This window comes from Brucella pseudogrignonensis (assembly GCF_032190615.1).
GTDB lineage: Bacteria > Pseudomonadota > Alphaproteobacteria > Rhizobiales > Rhizobiaceae > Brucella > Brucella pseudogrignonensis_B.
The window spans coordinates 987,865-1,013,602 of record NZ_JAVLAT010000002.1 but is presented as its reverse complement, the minus strand read 5'-3'; the positions used below and the strand labels follow the sequence as shown (position 1 = coordinate 1,013,602).

Here is a 25,738-nt window from a genome sequence, read left to right as displayed (position 1 = left end):
TATGAAACAGCTTCTCAAACAGCGCGAACTCCTGCTTCTTGTCATCATTGCAATCATGATCGGGCTGTTCTCAATGCGTGCGCCGGGTTTTAGTTCGCCACGCAATCTCGCGAACATTTTCAACGATACGTCGATCCTGATTATTCTGGCCCTTGGCCAGATGTCGGTGATCCTGACAAAGTCCATTGATCTTTCGGTCGCCGCCAATCTGGCATTTACCGGCATGGCGGTGGCGATGCTCAATGCCGCCTACCCCGAAATACCGCTGGTCGTGTTAATTGTTGCAGCCGTAGGCATTGGTGCCATTCTGGGTGCGATCAATGGCATACTGGTTTGGAAGCTGGATATTCCAGCCATTGTGGTCACACTTGGCACACTGACCATCTATCGCGGTATGGCCTTTGTTGTGTCGGGTGGTGGCTGGGTCAATGCTCATCAGATGACCGGACCGTTTCTTAATACGCCACGCACCGTGTTTCTGTGGCTTCCGCTCCTTGGCTGGACGGCGCTGCTCATTATCGGCCTCATCTATGTATTGCTCACCCGCAGCTTCTTTGGACGAGCACTTTATGCATCAGGTGGCAATCCAACGGCTGCGGTCTATGCCGGTATCGATGTGGGCCGTACGCGTTTCTTCGCCTTTGTGCTGTCCGGCTCATTGGCAGGGTTGTGCGGTTATCTCTGGGTTTCACGCTATGCGGTTGCTTATGTCGATATAGCCAACGGGTTTGAACTCGACAGCGTTGCTGCCTGCGTGATCGGCGGGATTTCAATCATCGGCGGCATTGGCACGGCCTTCGGCGCAGTGCTGGGTGCGCTGTTTCTCGGCGTCATTAAAAACGCCCTGCCCGTCATCAACATCTCACCCTTCTGGCAAATGGCGATTTCCGGCGCGGTTATCATCGCAGCCGTAATCTTCAATGCCCGACAGGAGAAACGCGGCGGACGCATTATTCTGCGCGACAAGGCCGCAAAGACTTATGAGGAGTCAGCAGCGTGAGCGAGATAACGGAACGCCGTCATATCCCGGATCGGCTGGGAACGTCCTACACGCGGCTGTTTGCCAGTTGGGAAATGTTGTTGTTTGGTGTGGCGATTGCGATTTTCATCGCCAATTCATTTGCCTCGCCATATTTCCTCAATGCCTGGAACCTTTCAGACGCAACGTTCAATTTCACCGAAAAAGCGCTCATTGCCTTTGCTATGACTTTGCTCATCATCTCCGGTGAGATCGACCTGTCGGTGGCTGCGATCATTGCTTTAGCATCGACCGCCATGGGAGCCGCAGCTCAGATGGGTGTAGGCACGCCCTGTCTCGTGTTGATCGGTATCGCTACAGGTCTTGTTTGCGGGGCGATCAATGGCGGGCTTGTAGCCGGACTCAAGCTTCCCTCCATCGTTGTCACCATCGGTACGATGAGCCTGTTTCGTGGCATTTCCTATATTGTACTCGGCGACAAAGCCTATGGCGGTTATCCGGAAAGCTTCGCTTATTTCGGACAGGGCTATGTCGTCTGGGTTTTCTCGTTTGAGTTTGTGCTGTTCATCGCTTTTGCACTGATTTTCGGCGTCCTGCTGCATGCAACAAGCTTTGGTCGCCGTATTTACGCTATTGGTAATAATGAATTTGCTTCCCGATTTTCGGGCATACCTGTTGAGCGCATGAAGTTTACATTGTTCATGCTGACGGGTCTGATGAGTGGTATCGCTGCCGTATGTCTCACCTCACGCCTTGGCTCTACTCGGCCATCCATCGCGCAGGGCTGGGAGCTTGAAATCATCACGATGGTCGTGCTCGGCGGTGTGTCGATCCTCGGCGGCGCAGGCAGCATCATCGGCGTTGTAATCGCGGCCTTTGTGATGGGGCTTGTGACCTTCGGCCTTGGCCTTCTCAATGTGCCGGGCATCGTTATGTCCATCTTCATCGGGCTTTTGCTGATCATCACGATCTCGTTGCCTATCCTTGGCCGAAAGTTCAAAGCAAGGCGTAAAACATGACAGCCGAGCGCTATGCTTTTCGCATGAAACTTCACGCTGGCCAGGAAGCCGAATATCGACGCCGCCACGATGAAATATGGCCGGAGCTGATCGATTTGCTACACGAAGCTGGTGTGTCTGATTATACGATCTGGCTGGATGAAGACACACATGTCCTTTTCAGCGCGCTTACCCGAACCAAGACGCACGGCATGGCAGCGCTGCCAGATCATCCGGTTATGAAGAAGTGGTGGGCGCATATGGCTGACATCATGGAAACGAATGCCGATAATTCTCCGGTTTCCATCGACCTCAAACCCGTCTTTCATATGCCATGAAACGCATTGCCATTCTCGATATAGGCAAAACAAATGCCAAGGTTGTGCTGCTCGATGCAAAAACTGGGAGTGAAATCGCCGTTCATCGCACGCCAAACCGTGTTTTGCGGGACGGTCCCTATCCGCATTATGATATCGAAGCGCTCTGGCAGTTTTTTCTGAAAAGCCTCACCGATTTTGCACAAAACTCGGGATTTGATGCCATATCCATCACAACCCACGGCGCCTGTGCTTTGCTACTGGATGATACGGGTAACCTCGCAATGCCTGTGCTCGATTATGAGCATGAGTATGCACCGGAAATCCGGTCTGCTTACGCTGGCATCAAACCGCCTTTTGAAGAAACCTTTTCACCATCACTGGGCGCTGGACTAAATCTTGGCGCACAGCTCCATTATTTGAAATCATCGTTTCTCGAACAGTTTTCGAATGTAAACCTCATCCTCACCTACCCGCAATATTGGGCGTATCGGCTGACAGGTGTGCCATCAGTGGAGGCAACATCACTTGGCTGCCATACGGATCTCTGGCTTCCGAAAACAGGCAGCTATTCACCGCTGGTTGAAAGCCTTGGCCTTGAAGGAAAATTTCCACCCTTGCGTTCGGCATTCGATGTTTTGGGGCAGATACATCAGGATCTGGCGCATAAAATCGGCATATCTTCTCTCGTGCCAGTCTATTGCGGCATCCATGACTCTAACGCATCGCTACTGGCGCACCTTTTGGACAGAAACCCGCCGTTTTCCGTTGTCTCGACTGGCACATGGGTGGTGTGCTTTGCCGTTGGAGGTGATCTCGCAGGACTTGATCCAAAACGTGACACACTGGCCAATGTCGATGCTTATGGACGTGCCGTCCCTTCCGCACGCTATATGGGCGGGCGCGAGTTCAATATGATGACGGCTGATCTCGCATCTCCCAGCCCAAGCGAACTGAAGGCTGTGCTTAGTACCGTGCTTAATCAAGCTTTGATGGCACTGCCCTCTGCTGTTCCGGGATGTGGACCATATCCAGACAGTGTACAGCGATGGGTTAATGCAGAGTATGCGAGTAAAGCCGAAAGATATGTCGCCGCATGCCTTTATGCTGCATTGATGACAAATGCCTGTCTTGAACTTTTAGATGCTGATGGACCCATTATTGTCGAGGGACCGTTCGCATTGAATAGCGTATTTCTTGAGGCCCTTTCGGGCTTTTCCGGGCGTGATGTGATTGCTGTCTCAGGCACAACAGGCACTGCTTTAGGCGCAGGATTGCTAGCAGAGGCAAGTAAGCCAAAGGTGAAAAAACAAACCTATTCAGTGCATCAAGGAGGATATAAAAAATATAAAAATCAATGGATTAGTTATATAAGTTAAATGTTTAATTTATTAAATAAGCCCGGGCTTCAGCTATGAGGCCCGGGCTTATCATTTATCAGGTGAGTGCCTTATCGCGCGTTTCGACATTGATGAAAAACGCAATCACACCAGCCAGAGCAAGCAGCCCCGCAAACAGTGCAACAGCCACAATGAAACTTTGGCTGATGACGAGAGCGAGAGCCGATGGTGCCAACAACCCACCAAGGCGTGCCATGGCACCCGCGGCACCCATGCCGCTTGCGCGCAATGCTGTCGGGAATAATTCAGGCGTTAAAGCATAAAGTGCGCCCCATGTCCCTAGCAACGCAAAGCTCATAATCAGGATTGATGCGCCAACAAGAACCGAGTTTCCAGCAACGGTGAACAGCACACAGGAAGCCGCACTAATGAATAAGAAGGTGATGAGTGTCTTACGACGTCCCCAAGCCTCCACGCCATAAGCTGCAAGCGCATATCCCGGCAACTGTGCCAAAGCGACGATAACCAAGAAGCCATAGCCACGCACGAAGCCAAAGCCATCACCTGCCAGCTTTGCCGGTATCCAAGTGAAGATGCCATAATAAGATACAGACACGAGAAACCAGATTGCAAGTGTTGTCAGTGTGCGTTGACGCAGATTTGCCGACAGCAGCTTTTCGTTGGTAACAAGAAGCGGTGCCTCAAGTGTCGCTTTCGGAGGCAGTTCCTGTTTGCCATTCTTGCGCAGGACGCGGTTCATGACCGCCTTGGCTTCTTTTTCCTGCCCGGATTTGAGCAGGTGCATCGGCGATTCAGGTACCCAGAAACGCAACCAAATACCGATCAAAGCTGGAGCAGCGGTAACCACGAAAATATAGCGCCATGCATCGGCAACACCGGCAAGGCTTGCGGCCCATGCAGCCAGAGCGATAATGACCGTCCCTACTGCCCAGAAGCCTTCCAGCATCACCAGCCAGCGACCGCGATTTTTGGAAGGCAGAAATTCGGCCATCATCGCATAATCGACGGGCAATGTGCCGCCAACAGCAACACCCGTGAGAAAGCGGAGGCCAAGCAGAATTGCAAAACTCGGTGAGAAAGCAGAAAGCAAACCGAAAACCGCATCGCACGCCACTGTGATAAGCAATACGCGACGGCGGCCGTATTTGTCTGCGAGTCTGCCAAAAGCTGCAGCACCGATTAGCATCCCTAAAAAGAAGAGTGTCCCCGTCTGCAAAGCTTGTGGAACTGTGAGGCCGAAAGTCAACGCGATTGATGCCGCAGTAAAGCCTACGGCAAGAACCTGCATAGCGTCAGCGGCCCATACAAGCCCGAATACGCCGAGAAGATTACGCTGGAAGGGGCCGGTTCCGGCCTGATCGAGCGTTTGTTCGATAGTAATTTTCATGCCGCGTAGATCCCCTTGTTCGGCCGAAATTTCTTAACGCCGCATTTGCTGCGCCTCTAATAGGCACGAGTCAACACAGGAAAACCAAACCGGCCAATACTTTTGCTTAAATTGAGCATAAGTAGTTATCGTTGTGGTTTTTCCGTCACGCTTCGAAGTGGTTTCATTGCAATTGAAAAGCGCTTATCACTGCTAGCACTGAACAAAGAGGGATCGATATGAGTCTGTCGGCGCGGGATTTTGGTATTGTTTGTGGAGTAATGCCGACAGGTACGCAAAATACGATCACCGATGTTCCAGGAGTGCTCGTTGGGCACCGCACTTTACGCGACGGCGATATAAATACTGGCGTCACTGCTATTCTGCCTCACTCAGGCAATATTTATCGCCAAAAAGTTCTTGGTGCGGTCGATGTTATAAACGGCTTTGGAAAAAGCATTGGTCTGATGCAGGTTGAAGAATTGGGAAATATTGAAACCCCTATCCTGCTTACCAATACATTTGGCGTCGGCACCTGCGCCAATACGCTTATTCGTGAAGCGATCAAAACCAATCCAGATATTGGCCGCACCACTGCTACGGTCAATCCTGTCGTACTGGAATGCAATGACGGACCCTTTAATGATATTCAGGCGTTGGCAATTTCTGAGGAGCATGCACAGCTGGCTTTGAAAAATGTCAGCAGCAGCTTTGCGCAGGGCAATTTCGGGGCTGGCACCGGAATGACGTGCTTTGGCTTTAAAGGTGGTATCGGCAGTTCGTCTCGTCGCTTTAAGCTGGATGGTATTGATTATCATCTTGGAGTTCTGACGCTTACCAATTTTGGACGAGCGGGTGATCTTGTTCTGCCGGATGGCCGCAGGCCGTCGCCCAAAACCATGGCTCAACCGGAAAGAGGGTCGGTCATTGTCATACTCGCAACAGATATTCCGCTTGAGCATCGCCAGCTCAAACGAGTTGTAAGACGCTGTGGCGCCGGGCTGGCGAGGCTCGGGGCTTTCTGGGGCAATGGCAGCGGCGATATCGCGCTTGGGTTTTCAACGGCGGTTACGTTTGATCACGATGCGCAGCAGGATCTTATGACAATGCAGTTTCTGAATGAGAATCGAATCGATATTCTTTTCCGCGCAGCAGCCGAAACCACACAGGAGGCCGTGCTGAATTCGATGTGCGCTGCAGAAACCTTTGTTGGTCGCGGAGGAAACCGTTGCATTTCCTTGTCTGACTGGTTGAGACAAACTGAGTCTCACTGAGTCTCGAAATAAGCGTTATCCGGATAAGTGGCCTACCTGTTCACCATAACAGTTCAACCCAACAAACATTATATTTTAGATTAGAAAAATACTTTAATATTATGATTTATAATTAAATTTAAGATCGATAGACGCTATCATTTTATTAACCGCTATATATCTCACTGAATAAATTTGTCGGTTTTGAGTGAATTATGAAGGGGGTTGTTAACCTTCATTTTTTATTACTAAGGCTCATTCGGGCGACATATCTATGGTTCAGGTATCATGCGTAATTTGAGAGAAAATCTTCCCCATACTGATAGCAATCGTGCAGAGTCTGCTCCTGAGCAGAAGCCAAAGCGCGACGCTTTGGGAGCGCATTCGCCAGACTCCGATGGCGCTTGGAAATCATATTTTTCGCTTGGTGCGAATGTTCGTTTTACACGTACACCAGAGATTGACCTGGTTCGCCGCCGCGGTGAAGATTTGCCCGATATCAATGGGCGTGCAAAGCCTGCTGCAGTAGAGGCTAAGCCGGTCGAACTAGAAAAGGTTGCCGAAGTCCAGCCTATGGCTGTTGCAGCACTTCAGGAATCTGTTTCACAGAATATGGTCCGCACGCCCGTGGCACCTGTGCCTCCAGTTCTTCACACTGCGCCCGTTATCCAGCCGGTCGAAACTGTACCAGTGCAGCTTTCTTCAAAGAGTGATGTAACGCCTGCATCAGATGTTTCTGCTGCGATTTCAGCATTTGCAAATCTGTCGGACTTTGCCTTTTGGGAAAGCTTTGACTTTGATTCAGCGCCAGTGCAGCCAATAGCGGTCGTCGCAGAAGCTGAAAAGCCAAAGCGTGCCATGCCGACTGTTGAATCGATTATCGCACAGTTTCGGACGGTAGAATGGAATAAAGCCAAGCCTCAGGAAGCACCTGTTGTTGTCGTAGAACAGCCTGCTCCGGTTGCTGAAGTCGCTCAGCCTGTTCAGGTTACTCCAGCTCCACAGCCAGTTGCCGTTCCCGTTGCAGAAGTGAAAATTGAAGCACCTCGTGCGCCTGTCGAAGTGGCTGCGCCTAAGGCACCTGTCGAAGCCGTCGCTGATGTTGCTGCCGAAGCGACTGAAGATGAAGTCGTGCTTACTGTCGCTGAGGCAGAAGAACATGTGGTTGAGGAAGTTACGGCTCCTTCACCTGTTGCAGAAGCGCCAAAGGTTGAAGCACCCGCAAAGACAGCCCCTTCAATCGCTCTTTATCAGCCGCAGCCCCTCCCCCGGACAGAAGCTGTCGTCATGCATGGCGACTATGAATTTCCGCCGCGCGATCTGCTACAGGAGCCGCCTTCACTTGATGGCAATGTCATCACGCAGGAAATGCTTGAGCGCAGCGCCGGCCTTCTCGAAAGCGTGCTGGAAGACTTCGGTGTGCGCGGTGAAATCATCCATGTCCGCCCCGGCCCTGTCGTCACCCTTTATGAATTCGAGCCAGCGCCCGGTGTTAAGTCGTCCCGCGTGATTGGCCTTGCTGATGATATTGCCCGTTCGATGTCAGCATTGTCTGCGCGTGTTGCCGTGGTGCCCGGACGTAACGTCATCGGTATCGAACTGCCTAATGCCAACCGCGAAACTGTCTATCTGCGCGAAATGATTGACTCCCGCACGTTCGAATCCTCGAGCTACCGCCTGCCGCTTTGCCTGGGCAAAGGCATTGGTGGCGAGCCGATCATCGCAGAACTTGCAAAGATGCCTCACCTGCTCGTTGCTGGCACAACCGGTTCGGGCAAGTCTGTCGCCATAAATACGATGATCCTGTCGCTGCTCTATCGCTTTAAACCCGAAGAATGCCGCCTGATCATGGTCGATCCAAAGATGCTGGAACTCTCCATCTATGATGGTATTCCGCACCTGCTAACGCCAGTCGTGACCGATCCGAAGAAGGCAGTTGTGGCTTTGAAATGGGCCGTGCGCGAAATGGAAGATCGCTATCGCAAGATGGCACGTCTGGGCGTACGCAACATCGAAGGTTTCAATCAGCGTGCAGCGTCTGCCAAGGGCAAAGGTGAAACCGTCATGTGCACGGTGCAGTCCGGCTTTGACAAGGAAACCGGCGAAGCAACCTATGTTCAGGAAGAACTCGACCTGACGCCAATGCCATATATCGTCGTGATTATCGACGAAATGGCCGACCTGATGATGGTTGCCGGTAAGGACATCGAAGGTGCTGTGCAGCGTCTTGCACAGATGGCGCGTGCTGCTGGTATCCACCTTATCATGGCAACGCAGCGTCCTTCGGTTGACGTTATCACCGGTACGATCAAGGCAAACTTCCCGACCCGTATTTCGTTCCAGGTCACGTCAAAGATCGACAGCCGTACAATTCTTGGTGAAATGGGGGCCGAACAGCTTCTCGGTCAGGGCGACATGCTGCATATGGCCGGTGGTGGCCGTATCGTTCGCGTCCATGGGCCATTCGTGTCCGATGAAGAAGTTGAAAAGGTCGTCAATCATCTCAAAGAACAGGGTCGCCCAGATTATCTGGCGACGGTTACCGAAGATGAGGAAGATGAAGACACATCACAGGACACAGCAGTGTTTGACGCATCAGCCATGGGGTCAGAAGACGGCGACGATGTCTATGAACAGGCTGTGAAAGTCGTCATGCGCGACAAAAAGTGCTCGACTTCTTACATTCAGCGTCGTCTCGGCATCGGCTACAACCGAGCAGCTTCGCTTGTCGAGCGTATGGAACAGGAAGGCCTTGTCGGAGCTGCTAATCATGTTGGCAAGCGTGAAATTCTAACCGGCAATCGCGACTGATTTATCAAATAATGAATTGAGAAAAGCCGGTTTGTAAAATCAATCCGGCTTTTGCATATGTGTGACAATGGCTTAGAGGGGACTGTATTTGGTGCTTGTCAAGTTCCCCAATAAGGTTAATAATCTCTTCATTCGCACATTCTTGACTACCGGACGGAGTAGCCTTTGAGGCTTCTGCCGTACCCAAAAACAGGGAGAATGATCGATGAGAAGCATTACTATCGGACCCAGTGCAAAGCACACGCCTGTGACAACGCAGATGCTCCAGAATGCTCAAACGCAAATGCAGAAGCCTTCTGACGATAAGACCCAAGTTTGCAATGTTCTTCGCCTCTCAAAAGGCGGCTACTCGCATCGCAGACGCAAAGTTCAAAAAAGCGCATAAAAAATTTGAATAATTTAAAGCGCCGCATCCGGTCAGAGAGATGTCGGCGCTATTTCTTATTGATCAATCACGTAGTTTTGCCCGGCCCACCCTTTATTACACCGCGCATCTGGAGTATTTCAAACAGCAATTCTCCCCCATCTCCCAGGAATAATCATGACAAAGCCCACTGAAGCAAGTTTGAAACCGCAAAAGAAGAAATCGCGCTTCTTCCTCGGCTTCTTGACTGTTCTGGGCGCTTTGTTTTTCGCATTGTTTTTGAGCCTTGGCATCTGGCAAGTGGAACGCCTGCAATGGAAGCTCGATCTGATTGCCCGCGTTAATGCGCGCGTTCATGCGGAGCCGGTCGCTGCTCCGGGCAAAGATGATTGGGCCAATGTCAATCAGGCCGATGACGAATACCGGCATGTCTCGCTGACCGGCTCTTACCTCAATGACAAGGAAGTGCTGGTTCGTGCGTTGACCGAGCGTGGCTCGGGCTTTTGGGTGCTGACGCCGTTGCGTTCGGATGATGGTACACTGACCTTCATCAATCGTGGCTTCATTCCGGATGCTAAGCGCGATCCGTCATTACGTTCGGAAACGCAAATTGCGGGCGAGACGAACGTAACTGGCCTTCTTCGTATGCCGGAGCCGGATGGCTTCTTTCTGCGTCCCAATGACCCTTCCCGCAATGAGTGGAACTCGCGCGATGTCAAAGCCTTCGCCGAAAAAGAAGGCTTGGGAACAGTCGCGCCCTATTTCATTGATGCGGATGCGCAATCCAATCCCGGCAATTTGCCCATCGGCGGTCTGACGGTTGTTACTTTCCGCAACAACCATCTGTCTTATGCAATTACTTGGTTTGCGCTTGCTGCCATGATTGCTGGTGCCGCCGTCTTTGTCTGGCGGCACGAACGCAAATCAAAAGACATACTTTAAATATGGAGGGCGTGGCCGAGTGCTTTCATACTGGCCTCGGCGAAGCCTTCTCCAAGGGTCGGATGGGCGTGGATGGTTCCGGCTATATCCTCAAGGCGTGTACCTGTTTCAACAGCAAGCGCAAAGGCGGATGATAGCTCGGAAATACCGACACCCACGGCCTGGATGCCAAGTATCAAATGGTTATCTGCGCGTGCAACTACACGAATAAAGCCATCCTCCCGCTCGATTGTCATCGCACGTCCATTGGCCTGAAATGGGAAAATACCTGTCTGGATTTGATGACCTGCCTTGCGCGCTTCATCAGGCGATAAACCGACCGTTACGACCTCAGGATCGGTAAAGCAAACGGCCGGGATGCAGCGCTTATCCCAAGCCTGTTTGACGCCTGCGATGATTTCAGCAACCATTTCGCCTTGCGCCATCGCCCGATGCGCAAGCATCGGCTCACCTGTTACATCGCCGATGGCATAAATGCCGCGCATGGATGTACGGCATTTATCATCAATGCGGATAAAGCGGCCTTCCATATCAAGGCGGATTTCGCTCAAACCCCAGCCATCGGTTTGTGGCTTGCGGCCAACCGTGACCAGAATCTTTTCAGCCGGAATTGAATGCGTCTTGCCATCAGCCAGCAACACATCCAGCGCTTTTCCATCGGTGGATAAGCCTTTGGCAGATGTGTTCGTCAGCACTTCAACGCCGAGTGATTTCAGCCGTGCCATAATCGGCCGTGTCAGCTCCGCATCATATTGCGGCAGAATGCGATCAGTGGCTTCAACGACGGTCACTTTTGCACCAAGCTTTGCAAAGGCCGTACCGATTTCGAGCCCGATATAACCACCGCCAACAATGGCAAGCTTTTCAGGAATCTTATTGAGTGAAAGTGCTTCCGTTGAGGAGATGACATTACCGCCAAAAGGTAGAGACTGAATTTCTACCGGTACCGATCCTGTTGCAATCACGATGTTCTCGGCATGGATAGTCTGGCGCCCGGTATCGGTATCGACCAGAACGGTTTTACCATCCATAAAACGCGCCTGCCCCTGAAACATTCGCACGCGGGAGCGCTTCAGAAGTCCGGCGACACCGCTGTTCAGGCGATTGACGATGCCATCTTTCCATTCGAGCGTTTTGGCAAAATCGATCTTGGGAGTATCAGCTGTGATGCCAAGCGCGCCTTTAGACGCAAATGTCGTGAGGCGATGAAACTCATCAGCGGCATGGATAACAGCTTTGGACGGTATGCAGCCGACATTCAGACAGGTACCGCCCAACCGCTTTTTCTCGACCAGAACCGTATCGATACCAAGCTGGCCTGCGCGAATACCGCAAACATAACCGCCGGGACCACCGCCAATGATCAGAAGTTTGCAGGAAATCTCACTCATCCGATCAGCCCTCTACAAAAATCATCGCAGGCGTTTCAAGCAGGCTCTTCAGCTTCTGCACGAATATTGCTGCATCCCATCCATCGATAACGCGATGGTCGAAGCTGCACGACAGGTTCATCATTTTACGCGGCACAAATTGTGTGCCGTCCCACATCGGCCGAACGGCTATTTTGTTGATGCCGACAATCGCCACTTCGGGCCGGTTGATAATCGGCGTGGTTGCGATCGCGCCTAGTGGCCCCAATGATGTGATGGTTATGGTTGAGCCGGTGAGTTCTTCGCGCTTGGCAGTGCCGTTGCGTGCTGCTTCCGTCACTCGGACAAGTTCCGATGCTGCGGTAAATACAGAAAGGCTTTCCGCGTGGCGAACCACCGGCACGATAAGACCGTTTGACGTCTGTGTGGCAATGCCCACATGCACACCGCCAAACTGGCGAATTATGTCTGCTTCATCATCGAAATGTGCGTTGAGACCAGGCTGTTCTTTGACTGCCTTGACGATTGTACGGATAACAAATGGCAGCAAGGTCAGGCGCGGACGCCCTTCCTTCTTCTCATTGTTAAGCCCCGTGCGGAGGTCTTCAAGCTGTGTCACATCCACTTCTTCAACGATTGTGATGTGCGGAATATGGCGTTTTGCTTCGGCCATGCGCTCTGCAATCTTGCGCCGCAGGCCGATGACCTTGATCTCGTTGATCGAGGTGTCTGCAATGTAACCAGACACTGCAGACACAGCACCGCTCTCAGTCTGAAAATAAGCGTCCAGATCTTCATGCGTAATGCGCCCGGCAGGGCCGCAACCTTTGACACGTCTTAAATCAATGCCTGCGTCGCGTGCGCGCAACCTGACCGATGGTGTTGCCAGCGGTTTTTCACCTTCTGCGCGCACCGGCCCGGCACCGGTAAAAGTCCGGCTTGAGGTTTCGTTTTTCTGCGCAACAGCTTTAGGTGGAACCGGCGTCTGTAACAGCACAGGCGCTTCCACGCTGGCTCGTTGCGGTTGAGGTGTTTCAGCGGGTGCCGCAGCTACAGGTTCTGGTGCTTCCGATTTTTGCTCCCTGCTTCCACCTTCTATTTCGAGGCGAACCAGTTCGGAGCCAACAGCAATTTTCTCACCGATTTCGCCATTAACAGCGATGACTTTACCGCTGCGCGAGGAAGGGATCTCAACTGTTGCCTTATCCGTCATGACGGCAGCAAGCAGTTGGTCCTCCCGGACGATATCGCCAACCTTAACATGCCATTCAACAAGTTCAGCCTCTGCAACGCCTTCGCCAACATCAGGGAGCTTGATCGCAAAATGAGCCATTTACGCCTCCATGATTGAAACGAGTGCACGACCGACACGGTCGGGTCCGGGAAAATAGGCCCATTCCTGTGCATGTGGGTATGGCGTATCCCAGCCGGTCACGCGGATGATCGGTGCTTCGAGATGATAGAAACATTCGCGCTGCACGAGTGCCGCAAGCTCGGCGCCGTAACCGCAGGTCAATGTCGCTTCATGCACGATAACGCAACGCCCGGTCTTCCTGACTGAAGCCATAATTGTTTCCGTGTCGAGTGGGAGCAACGTGCGAAGATCAATGACTTCCGCGTCGACGCCGGTTTCCTCTGCAGCAGCTAATGCCACATGAACCATCGTGCCATAGGCAAGAACAGTCACATCGCTGCCTTCACGACGGATTGCAGCCTTGCCGAGTGGCACGGTATAGTAGCCCTCTGGCACTTCGCCCAGCTCATGCTTTTTCCAAGAAGTGACAGGCTTGTCGTGATGTCCGTCAAAAGGTCCGTTATAAAGGCGCTTCGGCTCAAACATGATGACCGGATCAGGATCTTCAATCGCTGCCAGCAGCAAGCCCTTGGCATCGGCGGGTGTTGAAGGCATCACGGTCTTCAAACCGGAAACATGGGTAAAAAGCGCCTCGGGACTTTGGCTGTGCGTTTGACCACCATAAATACCGCCGCCAGACGGCATACGAATGACCATGGGGCATGTAAACTCACCCGCCGAGCGATAACGCATACGCGCAGCCTCTGAAACGATCTGGTCATAGGCTGGATAGACATAGTCAGCGAACTGCACTTCGATACAGGGGCGCAAGCCGTAAGTCGCCATGCCAATCGCGGTGCCGACAATGCCGAGCTCGCTGATTGGTGCATCGAAGCACCGTTCTTTGCCGTATTTCTTCTGCAAACCGGCTGTGCAGCGGAAAACGCCGCCGAAGTAACCAACGTCTTCGCCGAACACGACGACTTTCTGGTCGCGTTCCATCGCAATGTCGTGGGCGTTCTGGATCGCCTCAATCATCGTTAGTTTTGTCATGATTAGAACCCCGCCTCCTGACGCTGGCGAATAAGGTGCGGCGGTGTTTCGGCATAAACATCTTCAAACATGTCGCGCATCGACGGCTTCCGACCATCATGAAGCGTGCCGATAGCTTCTGCTTCGCGCTGTGCACTGACGACGAGATCCAGAATTTCCGCTTCTGCTTGTTTGTGCCGTTCGTCAGACCATACGCCACGCAGGATCAGGTGGTTTTTGAGCCGCAAGACTGGATCACCAAGAGGCCAGGCATCGCTTTCGGCCTTTGGACGATAAGCGGAAGGATCGTCAGACGTCGAGTGCCCGCCAGCGCGATAGGTGACATATTCAATGATAGTCGGGCCAAGATTACGGCGTGCGCGTTCGACTGCCCATTTCGCAACCGCATGAACCGCAAGATAGTCGTTGCCATCTACGCGAAGTGACGGAATGCCAAAGCCATGTCCGCGGGCCGCAAAAGTGCCCGAACCACCGCGTGCAATGCCCTGAAATGTTGAGATTGCCCATTGGTTGTTGACGATATTCATCACCACCGGGGCTTTATAGGTGGATGCAAAAACAAGTGCCGCGTGGAAGTCACTTTCAGCGGTCGAGCCGTCACCAATCCATGCAGCTGCAATTTTGGTGTCATGGCTGATGGCTGAAGCCATCGCCCAGCCCACAGCCTGCGTGTATTGCGTGGCAAGATTGCCGGAAATGGTGAAGAAGCCATGCTCTTTCGAGGAATACATCACCGGCAACTGGCGACCTTTAAGCGGGTCCTGCTCATTGGAGAAAATCTGGTTCATCATGGTGACGAGCGGGTAGTCGTCGGCGATGAGAAGCCCTGCCTGCCGATAAGTCGGGAAATTCATGTCGCCCTTACGCAGCGCCTTGCGGAACGCGCAACTGACCGCCTCTTCACCCAGATGCTGCATATAGAAAGAGGTTTTACCCTGTCGTTGCGCCATCATCATGCGGGCATCGTAAGCACGCAGGATCATCATGTGGCGGAGACCTTCTTTCAGCTCTTCATCAGTCAGCGTGCCCGCCCAGGGGCCAACTGCCTCGCCTTCGCGATTCAGAACCCGAATGATGCTAAAAGCCAGATCGCGCATTGATTCCGGCTTTTCGTCTATCTCCGGTCGTCTGACACTCCCTGCCCGTGGAATTTTAACGTGGGAGAAATCCGGCGTATCGCCGGGGCGCCATTCAGGTTCAGGGACATGCAAAGAAAGCACAACATCATCGCTCATGCAGGTGTTCCTCAAACGTGCATTTAATGTCGAACGAGAGAGCAGATTATTGGTTCCAGCGAAATTGATGCCGGTTCGTCATTGGCTAAGAATACGGCGCAATGACCTCATTTCTCCCATGCGAAGCATTGCTGATTTCCTCCTTCAACACTGCTTTCGTCAGGATGGAACGGCATAAAGAATAAAGCAATATTATTTTTCTTATTGCGCATTAATTATCATCAGAACGGTTCTCTTAGATTGGATGATCAGGGTAATAAAATTTCTACATTCTTCTAAATACGCTATATAAAAGGAATTTATCGAAATCTTGGACAGTAAATATAAGAAATATTATTACGATATGCATCGCAAAATTAGAGTACCAATTGGTACTTAATGCCGCCATTTTTTAGATAATTTATTTTACGCAAAATAAAACGGCCCGTTTCCGGGCCGTTATCACAAGCACTTAGTGATGCTTGTTGCCTTCACGCGCAAGTTCTGCGGTTGGGTCTCCGCTAAGTCGTTTGCGTGCTCTATCATCCATTAGCTCATACCACATAGCGTTCAGCACAGCGAAAGCGGCTGCGAGTGGCAGGCCAAGAAGCCAGGAAAAATACCACATCTTGCTTTCCTTTCTCGATTACATTGCATGGGCGATGACAGCCCACTGATGCATTAATAAGCGTGATTGCTTTCGTCCTCGATGTCGCGTTTTTCCACCTTACCCCATAGAACTTTGTAGACCCATGATGTGTAAGCAACGATGAGCGGCAGGAAGATCAACGTCACCACGAGCATGATGAACAGCGTCATATGGCTCGACGATGCATCCCAAACAGTGAGGCTTGAACGCAAGTCAACGGACGATGGCAGGATGAACGGGAACATTGAAACGCCAACCGAAGCAATAATCCCAAAGATTGAAACGGCACCAAATAGGATCGGCGCGAGTTCCCTTCCCATCCGCAACGCGATAAGCACAAGCAACGGTCCCAGAATACCCAGTGCCGGTGCGATGAGCAGCACAGGATAGTTCATATAATTATCGAACCAAGCTGCATGGTCCAGCTCAACGACCTTGCGTAGCGGATTTGACGGACCATCCGGCACCACAGTGCTGGTGATCTTGTAACCCGAAACCCATATCCAGCTGATAACACCAGCAAGGACATACAGGGCTGTGGTCGTGATGGCTGCAACACTACCAAAAGCCCGCGCCCGCGCCTGAACCGTGCCAGTGGTTTTAAGCACGAGCCACGATGCTCCATGCATAACCAGCATAGCGACAGACAGCAGGCCACACAGCAGCGCAAAAGGATTGAGCAGACCGAAGAATGTTCCGTCATAGAAAATCTGAAGATCTCCATTGAAACGGAACGGAACGCCCTGCAACACATTGCCCACGGCCACACCAAAGATCAGTGATGGCACAAATCCACCGATGAACAGCGCCCAGTCCCAGCCCGTACGCCATGCATCACTGTCACGCTTGGAACGGTATTTGAAGCCGACCGGACGCAAAATAAGTGCGAACAATATGGCAAACATTGCCAAATAGAAGCCCGAGAAGGACACGGCATAAAGGGGTGGCCATGCTGCAAAGATGGCACCGCCACCAAGGATTAGCCAAACCTGGTTGCCCTCCCATACAGGCCCGATCGTATTGATGACAATCCGTCGTTCGATGTCGGTTTTCCCGACAAACGGCAGAAGCGTGCCAACTCCAAGGTCAAAACCATCCATTGCGGCAAAGCCGATCAGCAATACGCCGAGCAGTACCCACCAGATGACGCGCAGTGTTTGATAGTCCAACAAATCGCTGAGTATCATATTCTTTACTCCGCCGGTGCAATGCTTGCAGGTGCGAGAATTGCTTCCGGTTTACTGTCGGGTTCAGGTCCAGCCTTGATTGCGCGCAACATCAGGCCCATTTCGATAATGAACAGGACTGTATAAATTGCGACAAAACCTACAATCGTCATCAGAACCGTCGAAGCACCAAGATTGGAGACGGCAACGGCGGTCGGCAGAATACCTTCAATAATCCATGGCTGACGCCCGAACTCGGCAACGATCCAGCCCATTTCCGCTGCAATCCACGGAAGTGGTATCGCAAAAACGGCGACCTTCAACAGAAACGGATAATGATCGAGCTTACGACGTGCAGACAAGACAAAGAATGTCCCTGTCAGCAGAATTAGGAAGAAGCCGATGCCGACCATAATGCGGAACGACCAGAACAACGGCAATACACCCGGCACTGTATCATTGGCCGCCTGTGTAATCTGCGCATCTGTTGCCTGACGCGGATCATCGACATAGCGCTTGAGAAGCAGTGCATAACCCATCCACTGACTATTGTCAGCAAATGCGTCTTTCACATCCTGGGAAACAGCATTTGTATCCTGCGCAGCTCGAATTTGCTGCAAGGCATCATAGGCGATCAAACCTTTGCGGATATGCCCCTGCGCATTCTCAACAAGCTGTTCAATACCTTCGATAGGCGTTGTCAGCGAACGCGTGCCAATAAGACCCATGACCCATGGAATATGAACCGCATAATGCGTTTCGCGTGTTTCCTGATCAGGAAAACCAAATGCAGTGAACGAAGCCGGAGCTGGCTCAGTTTCCCACATGGCTTCGATGGCTGCAATTTTCATCTTCTGATGTTCGTTGGCGAGATAACCGCTTTCGTCACCCAGAACGACAACAGAAAGTGACGCCGCCAGACCAAAAGAGGCAGCGACAGTCATCGAACGCTTCGCAAGTTCCGTCGAACGGCCTTTCAGCAAATACCAGGCAGAAACGCCGAGAACGAAAATCGAAGCAGTTACATAACCAGCTGAAACCGTATGCACGAATTTCGCCTGTGCAACCGGGTTCATCAAAACTGCAAAGAAATCAGTGATTTCCATTCGCATGGTTTCGGGATTGAAAGCCGAACCAACAGGATTTTGCATCCAGCCATTAGCAATCAGAATCCAGAGTGCCGAGAAGTTGGAACCGGCAGCGACAGCATAAGTCGCCATCAAATGCCCGACCTTGGACAGCCGATCCCAGCCAAAGAAAAATAAACCGACAAAGGTCGCCTCAAGGAAAAAGGCCATCAGGCCTTCAATCGCCAGCGGCGCTCCGAAAATGTCGCCGACATAATGGCTGTAATAGCTCCAGTTCATACCGAACTGAAATTCCATCACAACGCCGGTTGCGACACCCATAACAAAGTTGATACCAAACAGCGTACCCCAGAATTTGGTCATCTGCCGCCAGATGAGCCTTCCGGTCATGACATATACCGTTTCCATGATGGCAAGCAGCACGGAAAGACCAAGTGTCAGAGGTACGAAAAGGAAGTGATAAAGTGCCGTGATTGCAAATTGCAATCGCGACAGGGAGACAATATCGAATTCCATCTCTTTAGCCGGGGAACCGGCCCTCCTGATGTTACGAGCTGCTGCCGGCATCTGCCGAAAACAGCCCCCTACTTATATTTCACCTCAGGGAATTGAGGATTTCGCCAAAAGGCACCTCTCCTTTGGACATTGATTGAACAAGAGCGCCTTGATCCAAAACAATTGCCCGATCACAAATCCGTGCTTCGCGCTGAATATGCGTTGCGATCAGCAGTGTGCGGCCCTTTGCCTGTTCATTCAGGCGGGAAAGCACGTCCTCAGCGGTCGCCTGATCAAGTCCTTCTGTTGGCTCATCAAGAAGCCATAAGGGGGCGTCAGTCAGGAACAGTCGCGCCAGCGCAAGTCGTCTGGCCTGACCGCCAGATAGCCCTAACCCGCCTTCGCCCAAAACTGTGTTCAAACCTTCGGGCTGCGATTTCATGAATTCGCCCAGCCCTGCGGCTTCCAATGCGGCATTGAAATCCGCATCGCTGGCATCTGGATTTGCGAGCTTAAGATTGTTCCGAAGGCTGTCTTTGAAAAGCTCTGTGCGTTGGGTCAAAAGTCGAGCTGGAAGCACCTTAACTTCACCGCTCTCAGCGTTAACCTCTCCTGCAAGCACGTTAAATAGCGTGGACTTGCCCGCGCCACTTGTGCCAATCACAGCAACACGCTCGCCTTCTTTGACGGTAAGACTGATAGCTTTTAAAGCAGTTACTGTAGAATCTTCATGACGTACAACAACCCTTTGAAGTTCGATAGCATTTCCGTTTTTTGGAAGGCTCATCCCTTGGATACTATCTGAAGCGGAAAGCGCAGGTCCAACGCGACGCGCAGCCAATATTGTGCGTCCAAGCTCCATCGCCCCACGTCTTAGTGCAGAAAATGGTTCCATCGAACCAAGAATGATAAGAAGCCCAAGTGCAGCGACGGGCGCATTGATAAGCTGAGCCTGCATAAGGAGGCCAACACTGATCAGCCCTCCAGCCATTAAGCCAGCATGAAGAATGCCAAGCTTTGCACCCGTTGAAACTTCAATCCGATTTAAAATACGGTCACTGGATTCAATATAACTGTCGGCACGCAATATGCTGGTATTCTGATTGAGCAGCCGTCCCGCCATAATCAATTCTGTCTGCCCGGCAACCAGATCAACTGTGCGTGCGCGTAGCGCTTCTGTGCCCTTGGCGCGCTGGCGCATCGGCTTTTCGGAACGTCTTGCGGCACGAAGCGGGAAGCCCAATCCAAAAACCAGAAGCAACAATACAAACACCAACCCAAATGCTGGATGCATCAGCCCGAGTGCTAATCCCGCGATAATGGCCGTCACAAGCGCTGCACCTGCTGGCACGAGTACGCGCAGATAAAGAGAGTCGAGCGCATCAATATCAGCCGTCAGCCTGAACAAAAGCCGTGCGGGCCGCTTGAGCAAAGCATGAGCCGCAGCGGGGCGCGCCCACGCACGAAACAGCTTTTCACGAAGAGCGGCCAGAATGGCGAGTGTTGCTTCATGTGTTACCAGTCGTTCCAAATAACGCGTGCCTGTACGCAGGATCGCGAAGAAGCGAATACCCGCTGCCGGCATGAACACATCAAAGACAATTGCAGTTGAAACGCTCAAACCTGCAATCGCCGTGGCTGTAATGAACCAACCAGAAAGCCCTAGCAGTGCAATTCCTGCCAGCACAGTCATGGTTGCGGCAACAATACCGGCGTAAAGAAGCTTGCCCTTGCTACTGAAGAAAAGGCGTAAGATGGGTCGCAGTGCCTGAAGACCATTCATTCCGCAGCCCTCTTTTGCCAGCTTTCCGTCGTGGCGCTCATATCATCCAGTCGAATGATGCGATCCATCCGGCTGGCCAGCTTTTCGTCATGTGTGGAAATAATCAGCGTCTTGCCTTTGGCGAGATCGATAAGGCTGTCAGCAATGCGGTCTGCTGTCTGATGATCAAGGTGAGCTGTCGGCTCATCTGCGAGGATAATGTCTGCATTCTGATCGACGGCAACGCGTGCCAAAGCCAGCCTGAGCGCTTCACCGCCAGAGAGACCGGCGCCATTTTCGCCAATAACGCCAGCGCCAGTAACGCCCGCGACATGGCCAAGCGCCATCTGCTCAACGATAGTTTGCGTTTTCTTGGCATCAGCGTCACGGCCTAAAGTGATATTAAATCGCGCACTGCCAGCAAATATATGTGGCTTTTGCCCCACCCATCGCATCCTTGAACGCAGAGTTGTCGCTGTTTCATCCTCAAGAACAATGCCACCAATCCGGATTTCGCCCGTCTGCGGCGCAGCAAGCCCTGCAATCAAAGCCAGCAATGTCGACTTGCCATAGCCACTGGGAGCAAGGATCGCGACATGCTCACCTGGCTCAACATCGAGATTGAACCCTTTGAAGATGTCTGGTCCATTGTCATAGTTGAAACCAACATCCCGCATGATCAGCGAAGGTTCGGTTTCGAATTTACTTGCTTGCTGAGCTGCGCCCAGAACGGGCATTTCATGAGCGGCGAGATTTTCAAGCGCATCAATCGCAGCTTCACCTGATGCGCGATCATGCCAAACGCTTGAGAGATCACGCAGAGGCTCGAAAAACGCAGGTGCAAGCAGAAGGATAAAGAGCCCTTCGGCAAGTGTGAGCTTATGGCCCCACGCACCAAAATCGAGCGTTCCGAGAAGATGGAATCCAATATAAACCGCAACCATGGCAACGCCAATAGCGGCGAAAAGCTCAAGAACCGCCGATGAAAGAAAAGCAATCCGCAGAACAATCATCGTCTTTTTGCGCAAGGTTTCAGCATTATCGCGCAGGCGGGTTGCGGTCATATTCACGGCATGAAAGCTGCGGATGGTCGCCAGACCGCGAAGCCGGTCGAGCAGAAAACCATTCATGTCACCCAAAGCGACGAGTTGTTTTTCACTGGCTGCTTTGGCGCGCCAGCCAATCAAGGCCATGAAAATCGGAATTAGGGGAGCTGCAATCAGCAATGTCAGTGCAGCAATCCACGAAAACCACAAAACTGCCACCAGAATGGCGAGCGGCACGAGCATGACGCGAATGCGGACGGGCACAAAGCGTGACAGGTATGGAACAACCATTTCGGCCTGTTCAGCAAGAATGCTGGCCGCCTCGCCAGACGATGAGCGAGACGTATCAAGCGGCGAGCGCTGTGAAAGCGCTTTGACGGCCTTTTCGCGTAGCTTTGTAAGTTCTGAACGTGCGGCATCGAAAGCCATCGACGCGCCACGTGCATCAAGCAGACTGCGGATACAACCAAGAAGAAAGAGTGCTGCGGCTAAATAATAGATTGTTGCATCAAAGCCAGTATTGGCGAGCAGGCCCACACCATAAGCAAGAATTGCGGCTTGTGGCAGCCAAATGAGTGCTGCCACTGCCTGAAGTCGCGCCCCTTTTTTAAGGAGAGTTGGGATAGGATGGCGACGCGAGCGACGTTTTTCGCTACCCTGTTGTGTCACTTCTTCCGGTTGGGCGCGCGCGACTGTCACTCTCGCTTAGGCTCCTTTTTGGCCGCTGTTCTGCCGCGTCCCAAAGCAACGATCCTGTCGGTCGTTTCCAGAAAACGCGTAACCTTGGCACCAAGCGCCAGAAGGCTGGTTAATCGATCTGTATCGAGCTTCTTGACATCATCATACCAGTTGGTGAGCCGTTCGATGAGCGCATACATGTCTTTCATGCGCTCCTGTGCGAACTTGTCTCCGTCATCTTGCGGCTGTTCCATCAACACTTCACGCAAAACTGTCAATGTCGGGTCTATCTCGCGCTTCTTGCGCTCTTCAGCGAGCGTACGCAAAATGATCCATACATCGCCGGGTGTCGTGAAAAAATCGCGACGGTCGCCCGGTATGTGCTTCAAAAGCACCAGGTTCCAGCCCTGTAATTCACGGATCCCCATCGAGACATTGGAGCGTGAAACCCCAAGCGCATCAACGATATCATCCGCACAAAGAGGTTCAGACGATAGATAAAGCAACGCATAGATTTGACCTACCGTCCGGTTGATCCCCCAGCGGCTGCCCATCTCTCCGAAGTGGAGAACAAACGACTGAACAATTGGCGTTAATTCCAAGTCTTCTCTCCCGTAAATTCTGAATTTTCAGAAATTACTGAAATTCAGATAATTTAAATTGCCTGATCCTTCAATCCGCTTGTCTGGATGCACAGTGCATATGGACAATTGGCCGCAGTCCTCAGCACTCCTCCAAATGCCTCAGACCAAGCTTCCAACCATCATTTCTGGTCGGAAGAAGAAGGAAGCTCTTTGCTATCCTGCGTTTGATCCCGATGAATCACGGCACGACTGAGCAACATGAGCGTAACCGGAGTTGTGATGACCACAAAAACGGTAATCAACACTTCATGCAGAATCGGCTTGGATTGCAAGATGGAGAAAAACATGATGGAAGCGATCAAGATTCCACCTGCACCGAAAGAAGAACCGATTGTCGGCGCATGAATGCGTTCATAAAAACTTTTAAAACGAACCAGACCAATACATCCGACAAGCGTTAAGAACGCACCGGACACGAGAAAAAATGCAATGATTATTGCAGCCCAGACGGGCAGATCACCAGCTCCGATCATTCGATCACCTCCCCGCGCATCAGGAATTTCGCAAGTGCTACAGTCGCAACAAAGCCCAATATTGAAATAATGAGTGCGGCTTCAAAATAAATGACGCTGCCGGTCCGCATACCAAATGTGAGCAGCAATAAAAGTGCGTTCAGATACAGCGCATCAGTTGCTAGCACGCGGTCTTGCGCACGCGGGCCGATCAGCAAGCGATAGACCACACACCCCATCGCGGCGACCAGCATGAGTTGCGCAGCCAGAAGCGCCCAAAAAAGAATGACTGCACTCATGCTGATGGCTCCTCTTTAACAACGTCCCTCGCCCCGAATATACGGATGAGTGGCTGCTCATAGCGTTGCTTGATAAGTGCCCGCCAAGCCTTCGCATCTTCCAGATCAAGAACATGGATTGTCAGTGCCTTACGGGTGACATTGTAATCTACCCAAGCTGTTCCTGGCGTTGTTGTGACAATACAGGCCAGGACAGCCAAAGCAGTTCGGTTTTCAAGCTCCAGCGGAATAACCACGAAACCCGGATGCCGTTTCTTTCGCGGTGACAGGATGAGCTTAACGACTGCGAGATTGGACGTGAGAATATCGATGCTTACAGCGCCAAACAGCCAAATTATTGTCGGGACTGAGCGCAGATGATTTTTCTGAGGCTGTAGCGCTGTCATTGCATAGCAAGCAAGCAGCGAAATAGGGATCGATAGAAGCAACTGTGCTCGTGTGAAACCATTCAGCAAAAGCCAGAAGATGATCAATGCCACAAAGAGCAACGGGAAAGGTAGAATTTTCCTCATTTTACCTGCACCGTTTCTCCGCTCACACGCGGCGCTTGCAGAACGCTATTGATGTAATCTTGCGGCGAATGAAGCGCGCGAGCCGTTGCATCCATATAGCCCATGGCTGGACCTGCACCGATTGTCAGAGCAAGACAAACGGCAAGAAGTCCGGCAATCGGCACAACTTCGCGGACCAGAACGCGTGGAACGTTGCCTTCAAGTGATGCCCAGAATGTGCGTATACCAGTACGTGTCATTGCAATGAGCGCTGATAGGCCCGACAGCAGAATAAGCGCGATCAATGCCCAGCTTGCAGGGCTGACAGGCATTGCCAATGTCGGCGCGGCACCGTCACCATTAAACACTGCGGCGAGGATCAGGAACTTTGCAATGAAACCTGAGAACGGCGGCAGGCCAATAAGCAGAATGGCGACAACCGCAAAACACGTACCAAGAATAGCCAGGGTTGCCGGCAGAACGACACCAACTTCTTCCTCTTCTTCTTCCTCTTCGTCATCGCCATAGGCTTCGATCGTGACAGCAAGAACGTTTGCCGCCGCATCCTGACCGCGCTCGATCAATTCGATCAACAGGAAGAAAGCCGCAATCGTCAATGTCGAACTGACCATGTAAAACAGGGCTGCGCCGGTCATTGCCGTATTGCCGCTACCGATTGCGGCGAGCAGAGTGCCCGAAGAGACCAGAATGCTGTAACTTGCGACACGTCCCATGGCCTGCGATGCCACCACACCAATCAAGCCAAAAGCCAGCGTAACCATGCCACCGTAATAAAGCCAATCGTTCCCGAAACCGTAGGATTCACCAGCCCCAATACCGAACATAAGCGGCGACAGGCGCAGCAATACGTAAATTCCGACCTTACTCATTATCGCAAAGATCGCAGCAATCGGCGCGGCTGCTGCCGTATAGGTTGGAACGAGCCAAAAATTTAGCGGCCACATACCCGCTTTCACGAGAAAAGCAACCGCGAGAATTGCAGCCCCAGCTTCGAGAAGCATGCGATCTTCAGCACTAACTTGCGAAATCTTGTGTGCGAGATCAGCCATATTAAGCGTGCCAGTTACCCCGTAGATGAGACTGACGCCGATCAGAAACAGCGACGATGCTACAAGATTGACCGCAATGTAATGCATGCCAGCCTTAACGCGCGCCGAACCTGAACCATGCAGCGCCAAACCGTAGGATGCAGCAAGCATCACCTCAAAGAAAACGAACAGGTTAAACAGGTCGCCGGTTAGAAATGCGCCATTCAATCCCATCAGCAAAAGCTGAAAAATTGTATGGAAATTCGGGCTGGCTTTATACCAGTGCGCCAATGCAAAACTTAATGCGGCCAGTGCAAGCACGCTTGTGAGGACGAGCATCAACGCAGCAAGTCGATCCAGCACCAAAACAATACCGAAAGGCGCTGGCCAGTTGCCAATCAAATAAACGTCGGCTGCGGGCGCGATATCACTGGCGACACCCATCAGTGTAAAAGCGATAACAATCAATCCAATGATCGAAATCGTGTTGATTGCCATCTTAAGCTTGCGTTTGCGTTCATCGAACAGCAGCAAAAATGCTGCTGTCACGAGTGGCAACAGTATTGGCGCGACAATGAGATGTGACTTCCAATCCAA

The 25,738-nt window shown here is 52.0% G+C and carries 23 protein-coding genes; 8 read left to right on the top strand and 15 right to left on the bottom strand.

What is annotated here, in order from left to right; all coding sequences use genetic code 11:
* Position 1 precedes the first annotated feature (1 nt).
* Genes RI570_RS16020 through RI570_RS16005 form a run of 4 tightly spaced genes read left to right on the top strand, consistent with a single transcriptional unit; the run spans position 2 to position 3,673 of the window.
* Complete coding sequence (locus RI570_RS16020; RefSeq protein WP_313829587.1) at positions 2–1,000, top strand: ABC transporter permease; 999 nt, start codon at positions 2–4, stop codon at positions 998–1,000.
* Entirely contained in the window at positions 997–1,998 is a 1,002-nt protein-coding gene (locus tag RI570_RS16015) for an ABC transporter permease (RefSeq protein ID WP_313829585.1), read from the top strand. Before RI570_RS16020 ends, RI570_RS16015 begins: the two co-directional genes overlap by 4 nt.
* Positions 1,995–2,315: an L-rhamnose mutarotase gene (gene rhaM, locus RI570_RS16010; RefSeq protein WP_313829583.1), complete on the top strand. Its 321-nt coding sequence runs from the start codon at positions 1,995–1,997 to the stop codon at positions 2,313–2,315. Before RI570_RS16015 ends, rhaM begins: the two co-directional genes overlap by 4 nt.
* Positions 2,312–3,673 carry an FGGY-family carbohydrate kinase gene (locus tag RI570_RS16005; RefSeq protein WP_313829581.1) on the top strand — a complete coding sequence of 454 codons (1,362 nt, stop codon included), beginning with the start codon at positions 2,312–2,314 and terminating at the stop codon, positions 3,671–3,673. Before rhaM ends, RI570_RS16005 begins: the two co-directional genes overlap by 4 nt.
* Positions 3,674–3,731: 58 nt before the next feature.
* Here RI570_RS16005 and RI570_RS16000 read toward each other — a convergent pair whose 3' ends face one another.
* The gene (locus RI570_RS16000; protein ID WP_313829579.1) at positions 3,732–5,042 is read right to left on the bottom strand and encodes an MFS transporter; all 1,311 of its coding nucleotides are present in this window, start codon (positions 5,040–5,042) and stop codon (positions 3,732–3,734) included.
* A gap of 218 nt (positions 5,043–5,260) precedes the next feature.
* Here RI570_RS16000 and RI570_RS15995 point away from each other — a divergent pair, with 218 nt between their 5' ends.
* From RI570_RS15995 to RI570_RS15980, 4 genes are all read left to right on the top strand, one after another.
* Positions 5,261–6,295: a P1 family peptidase gene (locus RI570_RS15995; RefSeq protein WP_313829578.1), complete on the top strand. Its 1,035-nt coding sequence runs from the start codon at positions 5,261–5,263 to the stop codon at positions 6,293–6,295.
* 267 nt (positions 6,296–6,562) lie between these two features.
* Positions 6,563–9,085 (top strand): DNA translocase FtsK, encoded by a 2,523-nt coding sequence (locus tag RI570_RS15990; protein WP_313829577.1) that lies wholly within the window; start codon positions 6,563–6,565, stop codon positions 9,083–9,085.
* A gap of 205 nt (positions 9,086–9,290) precedes the next feature.
* A complete protein-coding gene (locus tag RI570_RS15985; RefSeq protein WP_313829575.1) occupies positions 9,291–9,470 on the top strand; it encodes a hypothetical protein in 180 nt (59 codons plus the stop codon).
* 156 nt (positions 9,471–9,626) lie between these two features.
* Positions 9,627–10,391: an SURF1 family protein gene (locus tag RI570_RS15980; RefSeq protein WP_313829573.1), complete on the top strand. Its 765-nt coding sequence runs from the start codon at positions 9,627–9,629 to the stop codon at positions 10,389–10,391.
* On the opposite strand, the gene lpdA is transcribed toward RI570_RS15980, so the two are convergent.
* The 14 genes from lpdA to RI570_RS15910 all read right to left on the bottom strand — a co-directional run bounded on the left by lpdA (position 10,388) and on the right by RI570_RS15910 (position 25,738).
* The gene (gene lpdA, locus RI570_RS15975) at positions 10,388–11,782 is read right to left on the bottom strand and encodes a dihydrolipoyl dehydrogenase (protein WP_313829572.1); all 1,395 of its coding nucleotides are present in this window, start codon (positions 11,780–11,782) and stop codon (positions 10,388–10,390) included. The two genes, RI570_RS15980 and lpdA, sit on opposite strands and share 4 nt — an antisense overlap.
* A 4-nt stretch (positions 11,783–11,786) precedes the next feature.
* Positions 11,787–13,094 carry a dihydrolipoamide acetyltransferase family protein gene (locus RI570_RS15970; RefSeq protein ID WP_313829570.1) on the bottom strand — a complete coding sequence of 436 codons (1,308 nt, stop codon included), beginning with the start codon at positions 13,092–13,094 and terminating at the stop codon, positions 11,787–11,789.
* The gene (locus tag RI570_RS15965) at positions 13,095–14,108 is read right to left on the bottom strand and encodes an alpha-ketoacid dehydrogenase subunit beta (protein ID WP_313829569.1); all 1,014 of its coding nucleotides are present in this window, start codon (positions 14,106–14,108) and stop codon (positions 13,095–13,097) included.
* Positions 14,109–14,110: 2 nt separating this feature from the next.
* Positions 14,111–15,343 carry a 3-methyl-2-oxobutanoate dehydrogenase (2-methylpropanoyl-transferring) subunit alpha gene (locus RI570_RS15960; RefSeq protein WP_313829568.1) on the bottom strand — a complete coding sequence of 411 codons (1,233 nt, stop codon included), beginning with the start codon at positions 15,341–15,343 and terminating at the stop codon, positions 14,111–14,113.
* Positions 15,344–15,794: 451 nt separating this feature from the next.
* Complete coding sequence (gene cydX, locus RI570_RS15955) at positions 15,795–15,950, bottom strand: cytochrome bd-I oxidase subunit CydX (protein WP_313829567.1); 156 nt, start codon at positions 15,948–15,950, stop codon at positions 15,795–15,797.
* Between the two features lie 53 nt (positions 15,951–16,003).
* Complete coding sequence (gene cydB / locus RI570_RS15950) at positions 16,004–17,158, bottom strand: cytochrome d ubiquinol oxidase subunit II (protein WP_313829565.1); 1,155 nt, start codon at positions 17,156–17,158, stop codon at positions 16,004–16,006.
* 5 nt (positions 17,159–17,163) lie between these two features.
* Positions 17,164–18,792, bottom strand: coding sequence for a cytochrome ubiquinol oxidase subunit I (locus RI570_RS15945; protein ID WP_313829564.1), 1,629 nt, complete (start codon positions 18,790–18,792; stop codon positions 17,164–17,166).
* A 28-nt stretch (positions 18,793–18,820) separates the two neighbouring features.
* Positions 18,821–20,503 (bottom strand): thiol reductant ABC exporter subunit CydC, encoded by a 1,683-nt coding sequence (gene cydC / locus RI570_RS15940; protein WP_313829562.1) that lies wholly within the window; start codon positions 20,501–20,503, stop codon positions 18,821–18,823.
* The gene (cydD, locus tag RI570_RS15935) at positions 20,500–22,227 is read right to left on the bottom strand and encodes a thiol reductant ABC exporter subunit CydD (protein ID WP_313829561.1); all 1,728 of its coding nucleotides are present in this window, start codon (positions 22,225–22,227) and stop codon (positions 20,500–20,502) included. Before cydD ends, cydC begins: the two co-directional genes overlap by 4 nt.
* Positions 22,224–22,808 carry a GbsR/MarR family transcriptional regulator gene (locus RI570_RS15930; RefSeq protein ID WP_313829560.1) on the bottom strand — a complete coding sequence of 195 codons (585 nt, stop codon included), beginning with the start codon at positions 22,806–22,808 and terminating at the stop codon, positions 22,224–22,226. The genes cydD and RI570_RS15930 overlap by 4 nt, the downstream gene beginning before the upstream one ends.
* A gap of 161 nt (positions 22,809–22,969) precedes the next feature.
* Positions 22,970–23,323, bottom strand: a complete 354-nt coding sequence (gene mnhG / locus RI570_RS15925; protein ID WP_313829559.1) for a monovalent cation/H(+) antiporter subunit G — start codon at positions 23,321–23,323, stop codon at positions 22,970–22,972.
* On the bottom strand, positions 23,320–23,601 hold the full coding sequence (locus RI570_RS15920; protein ID WP_313829558.1) for a K+/H+ antiporter subunit F: 282 nt from the start codon (positions 23,599–23,601) through the stop codon (positions 23,320–23,322). The genes mnhG and RI570_RS15920 overlap by 4 nt, the downstream gene beginning before the upstream one ends.
* Complete coding sequence (locus RI570_RS15915; RefSeq protein WP_313829557.1) at positions 23,598–24,113, bottom strand: Na+/H+ antiporter subunit E; 516 nt, start codon at positions 24,111–24,113, stop codon at positions 23,598–23,600. Before RI570_RS15915 ends, RI570_RS15920 begins: the two co-directional genes overlap by 4 nt.
* Complete coding sequence (locus RI570_RS15910) at positions 24,110–25,738, bottom strand: monovalent cation/H+ antiporter subunit D (RefSeq protein ID WP_313829556.1); 1,629 nt, start codon at positions 25,736–25,738, stop codon at positions 24,110–24,112. The genes RI570_RS15915 and RI570_RS15910 overlap by 4 nt, the downstream gene beginning before the upstream one ends.

What these genes read in the sequence shown, in the direction of transcription:
- RI570_RS16020 (WP_313829587.1), top strand. Translation starts at nt 2, where the DNA reads ATGAAACAGCTTCTCAAACAGCGCGAACTCCTGCTTCTTGTCATCATT.
- rhaM (WP_313829583.1), top strand. Translation starts at nt 1,995, where the DNA reads ATGACAGCCGAGCGCTATGCTTTTCGCATGAAACTTCACGCTGGCCAG.
- RI570_RS16005 (WP_313829581.1), top strand. Translation starts at nt 2,312, where the DNA reads ATGAAACGCATTGCCATTCTCGATATAGGCAAAACAAATGCCAAGGTT.
- RI570_RS16000 (WP_313829579.1), bottom strand. Translation starts at nt 5,042, where the DNA reads ATGAAAATTACTATCGAACAAACGCTCGATCAGGCCGGAACCGGCCCC.
- RI570_RS15995 (WP_313829578.1), top strand. Translation starts at nt 5,261, where the DNA reads ATGAGTCTGTCGGCGCGGGATTTTGGTATTGTTTGTGGAGTAATGCCG.
- RI570_RS15990 (WP_313829577.1), top strand. Translation starts at nt 6,563, where the DNA reads ATGCGTAATTTGAGAGAAAATCTTCCCCATACTGATAGCAATCGTGCA.
- RI570_RS15985 (WP_313829575.1), top strand. Translation starts at nt 9,291, where the DNA reads ATGAGAAGCATTACTATCGGACCCAGTGCAAAGCACACGCCTGTGACA.
- RI570_RS15980 (WP_313829573.1), top strand. Translation starts at nt 9,627, where the DNA reads ATGACAAAGCCCACTGAAGCAAGTTTGAAACCGCAAAAGAAGAAATCG.
- lpdA (WP_313829572.1), bottom strand. Translation starts at nt 11,782, where the DNA reads ATGAGTGAGATTTCCTGCAAACTTCTGATCATTGGCGGTGGTCCCGGC.
- RI570_RS15970 (WP_313829570.1), bottom strand. Translation starts at nt 13,094, where the DNA reads ATGGCTCATTTTGCGATCAAGCTCCCTGATGTTGGCGAAGGCGTTGCA.
- RI570_RS15965 (WP_313829569.1), bottom strand. Translation starts at nt 14,108, where the DNA reads ATGACAAAACTAACGATGATTGAGGCGATCCAGAACGCCCACGACATT.
- RI570_RS15960 (WP_313829568.1), bottom strand. Translation starts at nt 15,343, where the DNA reads ATGAGCGATGATGTTGTGCTTTCTTTGCATGTCCCTGAACCTGAATGG.
- cydX (WP_313829567.1), bottom strand. Translation starts at nt 15,950, where the DNA reads ATGTGGTATTTTTCCTGGCTTCTTGGCCTGCCACTCGCAGCCGCTTTC.
- cydB (WP_313829565.1), bottom strand. Translation starts at nt 17,158, where the DNA reads ATGATACTCAGCGATTTGTTGGACTATCAAACACTGCGCGTCATCTGG.
- RI570_RS15945 (WP_313829564.1), bottom strand. Translation starts at nt 18,792, where the DNA reads ATGCCGGCAGCAGCTCGTAACATCAGGAGGGCCGGTTCCCCGGCTAAA.
- cydC (WP_313829562.1), bottom strand. Translation starts at nt 20,503, where the DNA reads ATGAATGGTCTTCAGGCACTGCGACCCATCTTACGCCTTTTCTTCAGT.
- mnhG (WP_313829559.1), bottom strand. Translation starts at nt 23,323, where the DNA reads ATGATCGGAGCTGGTGATCTGCCCGTCTGGGCTGCAATAATCATTGCA.
- RI570_RS15920 (WP_313829558.1), bottom strand. Translation starts at nt 23,601, where the DNA reads ATGAGTGCAGTCATTCTTTTTTGGGCGCTTCTGGCTGCGCAACTCATG.
- RI570_RS15915 (WP_313829557.1), bottom strand. Translation starts at nt 24,113, where the DNA reads ATGAGGAAAATTCTACCTTTCCCGTTGCTCTTTGTGGCATTGATCATC.